The 12662-nt window shown below is 54.8% G+C and carries 13 protein-coding genes; 7 read left to right on the forward strand and 6 right to left on the reverse strand.

Annotation, left to right across the window (positions count from 1 at the left end; genetic code table 11):
* Positions 1-145: 145 nt before the first annotated feature.
* The 5 genes from VHE34_RS12900 to ppk1 form a co-directional block, all read right to left on the reverse strand.
* Positions 146-844: a LytTR family DNA-binding domain-containing protein gene (locus tag VHE34_RS12900; RefSeq protein ID WP_325588481.1), complete on the reverse strand. Its 699-nt coding sequence runs from the start codon at positions 842-844 to the stop codon at positions 146-148.
* The gene (locus VHE34_RS12905) at positions 844-1908 is read right to left on the reverse strand and encodes a sensor histidine kinase (protein WP_325588483.1); all 1065 of its coding nucleotides are present in this window, start codon (positions 1906-1908) and stop codon (positions 844-846) included. Before VHE34_RS12905 ends, VHE34_RS12900 begins: the two co-directional genes overlap by 1 nt.
* A 70-nt stretch (positions 1909-1978) precedes the next feature.
* Positions 1979-2794, reverse strand: coding sequence for a 3-methyl-2-oxobutanoate hydroxymethyltransferase (gene panB / locus VHE34_RS12910; protein ID WP_325588485.1), 816 nt, complete (start codon positions 2792-2794; stop codon positions 1979-1981).
* A 35-nt stretch (positions 2795-2829) separates the two neighbouring features.
* Entirely contained in the window at positions 2830-3732 is a 903-nt protein-coding gene (locus VHE34_RS12915; protein ID WP_325588487.1) for an exopolyphosphatase, read from the reverse strand.
* A gap of 10 nt (positions 3733-3742) precedes the next feature.
* Positions 3743-5878, reverse strand: coding sequence for a polyphosphate kinase 1 (gene ppk1, locus VHE34_RS12920; RefSeq protein WP_325588489.1), 2136 nt, complete (start codon positions 5876-5878; stop codon positions 3743-3745).
* Positions 5879-6054: 176 nt separating this feature from the next.
* Here ppk1 and VHE34_RS12925 point away from each other — a divergent pair, with 176 nt between their 5' ends.
* The 5 genes from VHE34_RS12925 to ftsY all read left to right on the forward strand — a co-directional run bounded on the left by VHE34_RS12925 (position 6055) and on the right by ftsY (position 9730).
* Entirely contained in the window at positions 6055-7968 is a 1914-nt protein-coding gene (locus VHE34_RS12925) for a pyrroloquinoline quinone-dependent dehydrogenase (protein WP_325588492.1), read from the forward strand.
* 97 nt (positions 7969-8065) lie between these two features.
* Positions 8066-8302: a 50S ribosomal protein L28 gene (gene rpmB, locus VHE34_RS12930; RefSeq protein WP_325588494.1), complete on the forward strand. Its 237-nt coding sequence runs from the start codon at positions 8066-8068 to the stop codon at positions 8300-8302.
* Positions 8303-8333: 31 nt separating this feature from the next.
* A complete protein-coding gene (gene rpmG, locus VHE34_RS12935) occupies positions 8334-8516 on the forward strand; it encodes a 50S ribosomal protein L33 (RefSeq protein WP_325588496.1) in 183 nt (60 codons plus the stop codon).
* Positions 8517-8518: 2 nt separating this feature from the next.
* On the forward strand, positions 8519-8692 hold the full coding sequence (locus tag VHE34_RS12940) for a DUF4295 family protein (protein WP_188927787.1): 174 nt from the start codon (positions 8519-8521) through the stop codon (positions 8690-8692).
* Between the two features lie 69 nt (positions 8693-8761).
* Positions 8762-9730 (forward strand): signal recognition particle-docking protein FtsY, encoded by a 969-nt coding sequence (ftsY, locus tag VHE34_RS12945; protein WP_325588503.1) that lies wholly within the window; start codon positions 8762-8764, stop codon positions 9728-9730.
* Positions 9731-9743: 13 nt separating this feature from the next.
* On the opposite strand, the gene VHE34_RS12950 is transcribed toward ftsY, so the two are convergent.
* Positions 9744-10220 carry a hypothetical protein gene (locus tag VHE34_RS12950; protein WP_325588505.1) on the reverse strand — a complete coding sequence of 159 codons (477 nt, stop codon included), beginning with the start codon at positions 10218-10220 and terminating at the stop codon, positions 9744-9746.
* 111 nt (positions 10221-10331) lie between these two features.
* Here VHE34_RS12950 and rimO point away from each other — a divergent pair, with 111 nt between their 5' ends.
* Both rimO and VHE34_RS12960 read left to right on the forward strand, forming a co-directional pair.
* Complete coding sequence (gene rimO / locus VHE34_RS12955) at positions 10332-11648, forward strand: 30S ribosomal protein S12 methylthiotransferase RimO (protein ID WP_325588507.1); 1317 nt, start codon at positions 10332-10334, stop codon at positions 11646-11648.
* Positions 11649-11726: 78 nt separating this feature from the next.
* Complete coding sequence (locus tag VHE34_RS12960) at positions 11727-12635, forward strand: dihydrodipicolinate synthase family protein (RefSeq protein WP_325588509.1); 909 nt, start codon at positions 11727-11729, stop codon at positions 12633-12635.
* The last annotated feature ends 27 nt before the right edge of the window (positions 12636-12662 follow it).

The raw sequence follows: 12662 nt of genomic DNA on the forward strand, positions 1-12662 counted from the left end.
ACTAACCACTAACCAGTGGCCTCAACCTTAACTTAAAATCTACTATGAAAAAACTGGTCCAATGCCGGCATCTACCTTACCGGCATCTAAGAATACGTAAAACCCCGGGGCGGGGTTGTCTTAAAAATGCCCTATAAGGGCATTTTTAAGACAATTTGTTATCCATGGCAGCGAAGAAGCTCTCGCTGTAACTAACGCCAATGGGTATCTCCTTATCGGCGATCTTGATCTTGCTTTTGCTGATATGTTCGATCTTGCTGATGGGTACGATATAGGAACGGTGCGCGCGGATGAACTCCCTGGCGGGGAGTTTCTGTGCGATGGTCTTCAGTGTCATCAGCGTGAGGATCGCCTTGCCGGGCAGATAGATCTTGATATAGTCGTCCAGCCCCTCGATGTAAAGGATCTCTTTCAGGTTCACCTTGACCATCTGGTAGTCGGACTTGACGAAGATATACCCTTCCTGCAGCTCCTGGCTGGTCAGGTAGTCGACATATTCCTTGGCTTTATAGACGGCCTTAAGGAAGCGATCGTATTCGATAGGCTTCAGGAGATAGTCGATGGCATCGACGTTGAAGCCTTCCACGGCATATTCGCTGAATGCCGTGGTAAAGACGACGGCCGTATTTTTCTTATTGATGATGCGGGAGAACTCGATGCCGTTGATGTCGGGCATCTGGATATCCAGGAAAAGGATATCCACGGGATTCGCATCCATCACTTTTTGCGCCTCGAAGGGATCGGTGAAAACCCCTTTCAGATCGAGGAAGTATATCTTGGCGATGTATTTTTTCAGGACCTCGAGCGCCAGCGGCTCGTCATCGACGGCGATACATGTTAACATTATACCGGTATTTTTAACTTAACGGAAAAATCACTGCTCTTGTCTTCGATATTCAGCGCATATTTATCTTCATAGAAAAGATCGAGACGGCGTTTGGTGTTGCTGATCCCGATGCCCGTGTTATCGGACACGCGCAGCATCGTGCTGAGGTGTTTCTGGTTGCAAATATAAAAATCCAGCGAATCTTTCTTTATTTCCAGCAGGATGCGGATGGGCGACCGCTCGCGGGTGCTGATACCGTATTTGAACGCATTCTCCACGAAGGGAAGCAGCAGGAGCGGGGCGATCTGCCGGCCCAGGGGGTCGCCCTGTACGGTGAAATCGATGATCGTCTTGTCGGTGAGCCGCATCTTCTGCAGCTCGATATAATGGGAGGTGAACTGGATCTCTTTTTCGAGCGGGACCAGGTCGTTCCTTGCTTCCGTCAGGACATAGCGCATGATGCTGGACAATTTCATCACCGCCGCCGCGGTATGTTCCGACTGGGCGCTGGCGAGGGCATAGATGTTGTTGAGGGTATTGAAGAGGAAGTGCGGGTTGATCTGGGCTTTGAGAAAGCTGAGCTCTGCTTTTAACTTTTCGTTGGCGATCTCCTTGTTGCGCTGTTCGGAGCGGAGCCATTGGTTGATCACCTTTATCCCCGTGCTGAAGACGAACACCAACAGGAAGAGAACGATATTTCCCGCGCTGAGGATGGGGCGGGACCTGGGAGGCCCGGACGGACGGATGCCGGCCGCGGCCGGGCTGGGGTTGAAATTGATACTGCCGAACAAGGCATGGTAGATGCGGGGCATGAGGCCGTAGATGATCATCAGTCCAAATATCAGAACCGTGTAGAAGACAAAATTCCTGCGGTCGAAGAGCCGGGGGACGAACAGGTAGGTATTGCAATAATAAAAGGCAATGATAAAGACGGTGTTGACGATAAAGTAGGGATTGAAATAGCGCTCGGTGAAGAACGCGGCATCCATCGGGTTGGGGCGCGGATAAAAAGCGAAGGGCAGCATGAGAAAGCAAAGCCAGGCTGCGATATGAATAACGATCTGAACGGTGAGCTTCTTCACTATACTTGAGTTAACCTTCAAAACTAGCAAGAATCACCGGATCGGCGGAATTATTTGATGAATGGGGGAATCAGTATTGTTCCTGTTCGTTTGGAAAATCGCTTGATTTTACGTCGGTTATGTACTGCTTCACCGCGCCGGTGATCTCTTCGTGGAGCTTGAGGTAACGGCGCAGGAACCGGGGCTGGAACTCGGTGTTTATGCCGAGAAGGTCGTGCATGACCAGGACCTGGCCATCGCAATGCCGCCCTGCGCCGATGCCGATGATGGGTATCTGGACGCTTTCGGCGACGATCTTGGCCAGTTCGGCGGGGATCTTTTCGAGCACGATGGCCGAGCAGCCGGCTTCCTCCAGCAGGGTCGCATCCTTTTTCAGTTTTTCAGCTTCGGCCTCTTCGCGGGCGCGAACCGTATAGGTGCCGAACTTATAGATCGACTGCGGGGTCAGGCCCAGGTGGCCGATAACGGGGATACCGGCGGCCAGGATGCGTTTGACCGATTCGAGGATCTCTTCCCCGCCTTCACATTTGATCCCGTGCGCTCCGGTTTCCTTCATGATCCGGATCGCCGATGCCAGCGCCTCCTTGGAATTCGATTGATACGAGCCAAACGGCAGGTCTACGACGACGAAGGCCCGGTTGACGCCCCGCATGACGGAGGAGGCATGGTAGATCATCTGGTCGAGGGTAATCGGGAGGGTGGTCTCATGACCGGCCATGACGTTGGAGGCGGAGTCGCCGACGAGGATGACGTCGATGCCTGCCGCGTCGAAGATGCGGGCGAAGGAATAGTCGTAGGCGGTGATCATGGAAATCTTTTCGCCGCGTTCCTTCATCCGTTGCAAAGTATGGGTCGTTACTTTCTTTATCTCGGAATGGACTGACATAGGTCTTAAAATTAGGCGTCCAAGGTAGCCCTTTTTTACACTTCGGCGCCTTTCTTTTTTAAGTCCGCGTAGAGGTGCTGGATCAATCCGTCGGCGAGGCCTATCTTGGGGACATAGATCTCCTGGGCGCCTGCCCATCGCATGGCGTTGACATATATCTGCAGCGCAGGTACGATCACGTCTGCCCGGTCCTCGCGCAGCTTATATAACCGCATCCGGTCCTCCAGGTTGAAGCTGCTGAATTCCTTGTAGTAATCCTTGAGCAGGTCGATATGCAGGGATTTACCTTCCTTGCGTTTGGAGATGGAGAATATCTTATTGATGTTGCCTCCGGACCCAATGGCGACGACCTTGTCGGCAAAGTTGCGGGTCTCCCGCCGGATATAGTCCTTCATCGCATCCCATTGGGCGACCGACACCTGGTTCTTGAGCAGGCGGATGGTGCCGATGTTGAAGGAGGAAGAGAAGAGCAGGTTATTGCCGGCGAAGAAAGTGAGTTCGGTGCTGCCGCCGCCCACGTCGATATAGAGATAGGCATGCTCCTTGTCCATGTTCTCGGCGATATGGTTCTCGTAGATGAGAGAGGCTTCGTTGCCGCCGCTGATGACCTCGATCTCGATGCCGGTCTCGGCCTTTACCCGTTCGATGATCGCTGCGGCATTGGTTGCGTCACGCATGGCCGAAGTGGCGGCCGCCTTGGTATAGTCCACCTCATAGGCTTCGAGCAGGTGCTTATATGCCTTTAGGGTATGGAGCAGCATGTCGACCTTTTCGGGGGAGATCTCTTTTTGTTCGAACACATCGAATCCCAACCGGAGAGGTACGCGGACGAGGTTGATCTTATTGAACTCAGGTTTCCCGTAATTGTCCGACACATCGGAGATCAGCAGCCGGGCCGCATTACTTCCTATATCGATGGCCGCGAGTCGATTTTTCATTTACCGGTGGTCATTCATTTGCCGTTGCGGGCTCCGGAGTGGGCGCCACTCCTTCTTCCGCATACAGGGCTTTTTGGTACAAATAATTATAGATCTCGATCTGGGACCTGACTTTCGTCTCAGAGTGATCACGTTTATACTTATTCAGCAGCTCGTTGTCGAGCCAGCGCGCTTTTACGTTGTCCGACAGCTGGATGTTGAGGATCTCCCTGAGCTCCTGTGCGATGCCTTCATCGAGGATGGGGCAGGTCGCTTCCACGCGGTGATCGAGGTTCCGGACCATCCAGTCGGCCGAAGATATGTAAGTTTTTTCGTTTCCGCCATTGTGGAAGATAAAGACGCGGGCATGTTCGAGATATTCATCGATGATGCTGATGGCCTTCACGGGGATGAGGAACTTGCTGTTCTCACTGAACATGCAGAAGATGCCGCGGATGATCATCTGGACCTTTACCCCGGCCCTTGCCGCCTCGGAAAGCTTTTCGATCAGGTCCTCGTCGGACAGTGAGTTCATCTTGAGCGTGATGCCGGCCGGTTTCTTCTCGCGGGCCAGCTTGGTCTCCCTGGCGATCATTTTCACCAGTTCCCGCCGCAGGTTGGTAGGGCAGGGGATGAGCGTCTTGCAGGCCTTGAGGGGAGCGGTGCCGTCCTTATAGTTCTCGAGATAGTTGAAGATCCGGTTGACATCGGCCATAATATGCCGGTCGGAGGTGAGCAGGCAGTGGTCGCCATAGACCCGGGCCGTCTTTTCGTTGAGGTTGCCGGTGCTGACGAAGCCGTAGTGGATGGTAAAGTTGTTGATCCGCTTCTTGATCAGGCAGATCTTGGCATGCACCTTCATATTCGGGATACCGATGAGCACTTTTACTCCCTCGTCCTCGAGCCGTTCCTTCCATTCCAGGTTGGCTTCTTCGTCGAAACGCGCACGGAGCTCGAGCATCACCGTGACATGCTTGCCGTTACGGACGGCGTTGACGAGGGCGTTGATGATCTTGGAATTGGAGGCCAAACGATACCCTGTGATCTTTATCGTGGTCACATTGGGATCGATGGCCGCCTCCCGCAACATATCGATAAGGGGATTGAAGGAATGATAGGGGAAATGGAGCATCACGTCCTGCTCGAGGACCACGTCGGTGACCCGGGGCGTCTTCTGCAGGGCGGGATGGGTAAAGGGCTTCTTGCGTTGTCCCTGTTTGGGGAAGACATCGGGGAAGTCCATGAAGTGCCGGAAATTGTGGATCCGGCCGCCGGGGATGAGGTTGCCGCTCTTTTTTGAAAGGTTCAGCCGCTTGAGCAGGTAGTCGAGCAGGCCTTTGTCCATCTGCTCGTCGTAGACGAAGCGGACGGGCTTTCCCTTGCGGCGGTTCTTGAGGCCTTTCTCGATCTTTTGGATCAGCGTTGTGGAGACATCGTTATCGATATCGATCTCCGCGTCGCGGGTGACCTTGAAGACCCAGGAATCGTAGGAGTCGTAACCGAAATAGGCGAAGATATTGCGAAGATTGAACCGGATGATATCTTCAAGCAGGATAATATGATGTTCTTCGGGGATCGGCGAAGGCAGGATGACAAAACGGCCCAGCACGCGGCTGGGGATCTCGATAATGGCGTATTTTCGCTTCATCGTGCCATCCTTGCGGGAGAGCACGACGCCGAGATAGAGGGATTTGTCCCGCAGGAAGGGAAAGGTCGGGATGCTTTCCACCATCAGCGGGATCGTGTTGGTACGCACGTCCTCTTCGAAATAGTTTTGGATGAACTGCTGCTGTGCGGAGTCGAGCTCCTGTTCGTTGACGAGGAAGATATTCTCGTTCTCCATCTCCCTGCGGATGCCGCTCCAGATGGCGTCGAATTCGTCGCCCTGCTCGAGAACAATGGCCTGGATATCGTTGAGTATCTTATCGGGGGAGGCTTCGAGATGCATGTTGATCCCTGACTTCCGGCCACTGTACTCGCTCATCCGCCGGAGAGTGGCCACCCGGACCCGGTAAAACTCGTCCATATTATTGGAGAAGATGCCCAGAAAGCGGATGCGTTCGCGCAAGGGAACGGTGGGATCTGCAGCCTCCTGGAGGACACGGCCGTTAAAGGAAAGCCAGCTGATATCGCGGGGTATCGTTTTTCTTCTCATTGGTTCTGCCATATTCCCTTTTTTACGAACCTTTTTTGGCTCAACTGCAAAGTAGACAATGCAAAAGGGATGTGAAAATTAAGTAATTATTAATAAACAACCTACACGTCACCGAACCGCGTCCATTCGTCAAAGAAAATCGCCTGACGCGGCGGGAAGGGATAGGTTTGGATCAAAATAGTACAACCATGAAATATTCAGGAATCATTTGTATGCTGCTTTTGCAGCTCAGCAGCCAGGCGCAGGAAGGTTCCTGGGCCTATTATGGGCAGGATGCGGGCGGCAGCCGCTATTCCGCTCTCAAACAGATCGACGATCGGAATGTCGCGCAACTGAAAATCGCCTGGACCTACCGGACCGGCGAGCTGGAGACCTACAAAGGCACCTATGCCTTGCAGAAGGCGGCGTTCGAATGTACGCCGATATTGGTCGGGCGGACCCTGTATATCAGTACGCCCAGCGATCGGGTGATCGCCGTGGATGGGGCCACGGGGCGGCAACGCTGGGTCTATGACCCCAGGGTCAGCCTGCTTGCTGACCACTCGGAGATCAGCAGCCGGGGAGTGGCGGCCTGGCCGGCAGGCGGCAAGACCGCGGAACGCATTTTTATCGGTACTATCGACGGCAGGCTGATCGCGCTGGATGCGGCGACGGGGCGGCCGGCGACAGGATTTGGCCGCGAAGGGATCGTCGATCTGAAAGAAGGGCTGGGCGGCGATATTGCCGAGACCTCGCCGCCGACCGTCACAGGCAACCTCGTCATCGTGGGCAGCTCGCTGGGAGACAACCAGCGTTTCGACTACCCGCCTGGCGTGGTGCGGGCCTTCGACGTCCACAGTGGCCGGCTCGCCTGGAGCTGGAACCCTATTCCCACCGATCCGAAAGATAGCGCCTATGTCAGCTGGCAGGGACCCAAAGCGCACCAAACGGGCGGCGCCAATGCCTGGTCGATCCTTTCGGCAGATGCTGCGAGGGACCTTGTATTCGTGCCAAGCACGAGTTCCAGTCCGGACTATTATGGCGGAGAGCGGAAGGGTTCGAACCTGTATGCGAACAGTATCGTCGCGCTACGGGCATCCACAGGCAAACGGGTCTGGTCTTTTCAGGTCGTGCACCACGATCTCTGGGACTTCGATATTGCCGCGCAGCCGATACTGGCGGATGTACCTCATAATGGCCGGAAGGTGGCGGCCGTGATCGTCGGCACCAAGATGGGTCACATCTTTGTATTGGATCGGGAGACGGGAGTATCGCTCTTCCCCATTGAAGAGCGGCCGGTGCCTGCTTCGACAATCAACGGCGAGAATGCCTGGCCCACACAGCCTTTCCCGGTGAAGCCCGCCCCCCTGGGCATCCAGGGATTGACGGCCGCGGATGCCTGGGGACCTACGCCGGCCGACGCGGAAGAGGCCCGGCAGCGGATCAGCCGGTATCGCAGCCTGGGGCCTTTCACGCCGCCAAGTGTCGAAGGATCGATCATGGCCCCGGGCAATGTAGGCGGCATCAACTGGAGCGGGATGTGCTATGATCCGGTCACCGGCTGTCTGTATACCAATATCAACCTCATTCCGGCCGTCATCCGGATGATCCCCCGGGACAGCGTCGACATCCTCGAACGCCAGGACCAGGCCATGCTGCGCGCAGAGACGGGGCGGCAGCAGGGGACACCGTATGTGATGAAACGGGATTATCTTTTTAAACGAACCGAAAATGGCTTTGTCATGCAGGTGCGTCCGCCCTGGGGAACGCTGGTGGCCATCGATCTGCATGACGGGTCGAAGAAATGGGAGGTGCCGTTGGGATATATGATGGACCCGGTGAAATATCCCGAAGCGAAAAAATGGGGATCCGTCAATTTCGGGGGCGCCATCGTCACCGGTGGGAATTGTATCTTTGTGGCCGGGAGCATGGATGGGCATTTCCGGGCCTTTGACCGGCGGACCGGTGCGACGCTTTGGGAGTACGAACTGCCGGCCGGGGGACAGGCCACACCCATGACCTATTCCCTTGACGGCAAGCAATATGTGGTCATCGCCGCGGGCGGCCACGGGAAGTTGGGGACCAAACAAGGGGATTATGTGATCGCTTTTGCTTTGAAATAATCCCCAGTCTGTGGACAAGTCGTTGAAAAAAAAGGGATTTCTTTTGGGCGATTCCGGATATTTACCGACCTTTGCACTCCTAATAAATTTTTCAGTCATGGCTAGAGTTTGTCAGATAACGGGTAAGGTGCCGGTCACCGGGAACAAGGTGTCGCACTCCAACATCAAGACCAAGCGGAGGTTCCTGCCCAATTTGCAGACCAAAAGGTTCTTCCTCGCCGAAGAAGATAAGTGGATCACGCTGAAGGTCTCCTCTGAAGGTCTTCGGACGATCAACAAGAATGGTCTGTATAGCGTCGTTAAGGAATTGAGAGCTAACGGCGAAAAGATCTAACCATTTTTTAAACTTATTATTTTAACCGATCATGGCAAAGAAAGGCAGCAGGGTTCAGGTGATACTGGAATGCACGGAGCATAAGACCAGCGGAAAGCCGGGAACCAGCCGGTATATCACTACCAAGAACAAAAAGAACACTCCGGAGCGTCTGGAGCTGAAGAAGTACAATCCCATTTTGAAGAAAGTAACCGTTCATAAAGAAATCAAATAATCATGGCAAAAGCAGCAAAAACCGCTATTAAAACCAAGGATGCCAAGGCTGCCGCGGAAGCCAAGAACTGGACGAAGGTGATCAAGGCTGTTCGCAGCCCCAAGACCGGCGCCTATACCTTCAAGGAAGCCATCGTGCACAAGGAGAAGATCAAGGAGTACCTGGCTCAAAAATAATTCATAGGGTTTTAGTAAGATAATCTGAAAAGCTGTCTCTGCGAGACAGCTTTTTGCATATGTTGCATTATGGGACTATTCGATAAGCTTTTTGGAAAAAAGGAAAAGGAAAGCCTGAACCAGGGGTTGCAAAAGACCAAGGAGGGCTTCCTGACCCGGTTGACGAAAGCCGTCGCCGGCAAGAGCACCGTAGACGAAGAAGTGCTGGACAACCTGGAAGATGCGCTGGTCAGCGCGGACGTCGGCATCGATACCACCGTGCAGATCATCAAACAGATAGAGAAGCGAGTAGCGAAAGATAAATATATCAATACCAGCGAATTAAACGGCATACTTCAACAAGAGATCGAGAACATCCTGGTGGATGCCGGCGAGCAGAGCTACCGGGATTTCAGCACGCCTGCCGGCAAGACGCCTTATGTCATCCTGGTGGTGGGGGTCAACGGGGTCGGCAAGACCACGACGATCGGCAAGCTGGCCTATAATTTCAAAAAGGCCGGCAAATCGGTGTTGCTAGGAGCGGCGGACACCTTTCGGGCCGCTGCCGTCGATCAGCTGACCATCTGGAGCGAACGGGTAGGGGTTCCTATCGTCAAGCAAGGGATGGGGGCCGATCCGGGCGCGGTCGCTTTTGACACCGTGCAGAGCGGGATCGCACGGAATGCGGACGTCGTCATCATCGATACGGCCGGCCGCCTGCACAACAAGGCCTACCTGATGGAAGAGCTGAGCAAGATCAACCGGGTGATCAAGAAGGTCATGCCGGACGCGCCGCACGAGGTGTTGCTGGTGCTGGATGGATCGACGGGACAGAACGCGTTGGAGCAGGCGCGGCAGTTCACGGCGGCTACCGATGTGACGGCGCTGGCGATAACGAAACTCGACGGCACGGCCAAGGGCGGCGTCGTGCTGGCGATCGCCAATCAGTTCAAGATACCGGTGAAATTTATTGGAGTGGGGGAAAAGATGGAGGACCTGCTTGTCTTCGACAAACATGAGTTCGTCGACAGCTTATTTAATTTAGAAGGGCCACGCTAGCGTGGCCCTTTTTTTAGAATGTGTATTTGACTCCGAGTCCGCCGAAGACATCGAAGTAGGGATGGTTGAACTCGATGTACGGGTTGATGTCAGCGCTGATGGCGATCGGGGCGCCATCGAATTTGTATTCGAGGCCCAGTACTCCGTCCACACCGATGGAGAGGGCTCCGCTGTTGTAGTAGTGATCGTGATAGACGGCTCCGTTATACCACCCGAGATGCGCTCCGGGGCCGACATACCATTTCAGACCGGGTGCGCCGTTGATATCGCCATGGATCTCGTAGAGACCCGTTAGCCGGAAGCCGTTGTCCCAGAAATTAAGCAGACCTTCCAAAGCCCGGTCGTCAGACACGAAATGCTTGACGCTCAATGCGCCCGGCCAGAACTTGACCCCTATAGCGGTCTCATAGCTGCTGCCTTCGGCCTGTGCGAACGAACGGGTTGAAAAACAAAAGGAAACGATCGAAAGAACGAATAGGGTTTTTCTCATAGTTGTTGTGCGTTAAATGATGGCACAAATATATAAAAAACCATGCCATATTGATCGTTTTGGAAGTTCATATATAAAAGATGATCAATAGTTTGTAAATTTGCAGCCTTTATGAAGACGAGAACATTACAGCGCGATAAGGTCAATATCATCACGCTTGGCTGCAGCAAGAACATGGTCGACAGCGAGGTCCTCAGCGGACAGCTGAAGGCCAATGCCATCGACGTGGTGCACGAGAGCACGAAGAAGGATCACAATATCGTCGTCGTCAACACCTGTGGGTTCATCGATAAGGCGAAGGAAGAGTCCGTCAACACGATCCTCGACCAGGTGGCGCTGAAGAAGAAGGGCAGGCTGGACAAGGTCTATGTCACTGGCTGTCTGAGCCAACGCTATCGTGAGGACCTCGAAAAGGAGATCCCCGAGGTGGACGCCTGGTTCGGAACCATGGAGCTGCCGCTGATGCTGAAGAAATTCGAAGCCGATTATAAGGCGGAATTAATCGGGGAGCGGCTGTTGGCGACACCCCAACATTATGCCTACCTGAAGATATCGGAAGGCTGTAACCGCACCTGTGCGTTCTGCGCCATCCCGCTGATGCGGGGTGGGCATGTGAGCCGGTCCATCGAAGACCTCGTGAAAGAAGCCGAAGGGCTGGTCCGCCGCGGCGTGAAGGAGATCATGCTGATCGCACAGGAATTGACCTATTATGGCCTGGACCTTTACAAACAACGGATGCTGCCGGAGCTGCTGCACCGGCTGGCTGATGTAAAGGGCCTGGAGTGGATCCGGCTTCACTATGCGTACCCTTCCAAATTCCCCCTGGAAATTTTGGACGTGATGCGCGAGCGACCGAACATCTGTAATTACCTTGACATGCCCCTGCAGCATGCCAGCGACAATATGCTAAAGGCGATGCGCCGGCAGATCACACGGGCAGAGATGACCGAACTGATCCATACCATCCGCCAACGGGTGCCCGGTATCTGCCTTCGGACGACCCTTATCGCGGGTTTCCCCGGCGAGACGGAGGCGGACGTGGAGGAGCTGAAGGGATTCCTGCAGGAGCACCGGTTCGACCGCGTAGGCATTTTCTCTTATTCCCACGAGGAAGGCACTTCGGCCTATGGGCTGGCCGATGACGTCCCTGCGGAGATGAAGCAGCAGCGGGCGCAGGAGGTGATGGAAGTACAACAGGAGATCTCCTATGAGAAGAACCAGGAGAAGGTGGGACGGGTGTTTCGGACCCTGATCGATAAAAAAGAGGCCGGGCGTTACCTGGGCCGGACGGAGTTCGATTCGGTGGAGGTGGACAACGAGGTGATCGTTCAGAGCGAGGAGAAGCTGCCGATCGGTGAGTTCGTAAACGTGCGGATCACGAAGGCCTATGATTACGACCTCGAAGGGGAGGTGGTGAGTGCAAGTTAAAATCTGCAAAGAACCCGTCAATCGACGCGCCCTGTTCAAGCGGCTAAACCGCTAATATTGCTCAAAAATCAGGATCACATGAGAATAAACTGGAATGGCGTATATCCGGCCCTTACGACGAAGTTCACCTCCCGGGATACCTTGGACCTTCCTATGTTCGAACGCAACCTCGAAGCCCAGATCGAAGCCGGTGTCAACGGGGTCATCATCGGCGGAAGCCTTGGTGAAGCCAGCACGCTGACGCTGGAAGAGAAGGAGACGCTGATCAAATTTACAGTAGAGAAGAGCGCCGGCCGGATCCCGGTGCTGTTGAACATTGCCGAGGGCAGCACCCGCGAAGCGGTCGACCAGGCAAAACAAGCCGGGCAGTGGGGCGCGAGCGGGTTGATGGTACTGCCGCCGATGCGTTACAAGAGCGATCACCGCGAGACCGTGACCTTTTTCAAGACGGTGGCAGGCGCTACGCCGCTGCCGGTGATGATCTATAACAACCCGGTCGACTACAAGATAGAAGTGACGCTGGACATGTTCGAAGAACTTGTCGAGCTGGCCAATATCGAAGCCGTGAAGGAGTCGACGCGCGATGTGTCGAATGTCACGCGGCTGATCAATCGCTTTGGCGATCGCATCAAGATCCTTTGCGGGGTCGACACGATCGCGATGGAGGAGCTGCTGATGGGCGCCTGTGGTTGGGTCGGCGGACTGGTTGGCGCGTTCCCGGCGGAAACGGTGGCCATCTTCAAGCTGGTGAAAGCCGGCAGGATCGAAGAGGCGCTGGAGATCCACCGCTGGTTCCTGCCGCTGCTCGAGCTCGATCTCCATCCCAAGCTGGTGCAGTATATCAAGCTGGCAGAGGCGGAGGTAGGCCTGGGTACGGAGTATGTGCGGGCACCGCGTTTGCAGCTGATCGGTAAGGAACGGGAAGCGGTGCTGGAGGTGATCCGCCAGGGTGTCGCCAGCCGTCCCGTGCTGACCGAATATGCTTAGTGGGCCAGAGGCCCGGTCACTATAAAA

It is taken from the genome of Puia sp., from assembly GCF_035546395.1.
Taxonomy (GTDB): domain Bacteria; phylum Bacteroidota; class Bacteroidia; order Chitinophagales; family Chitinophagaceae; genus Puia.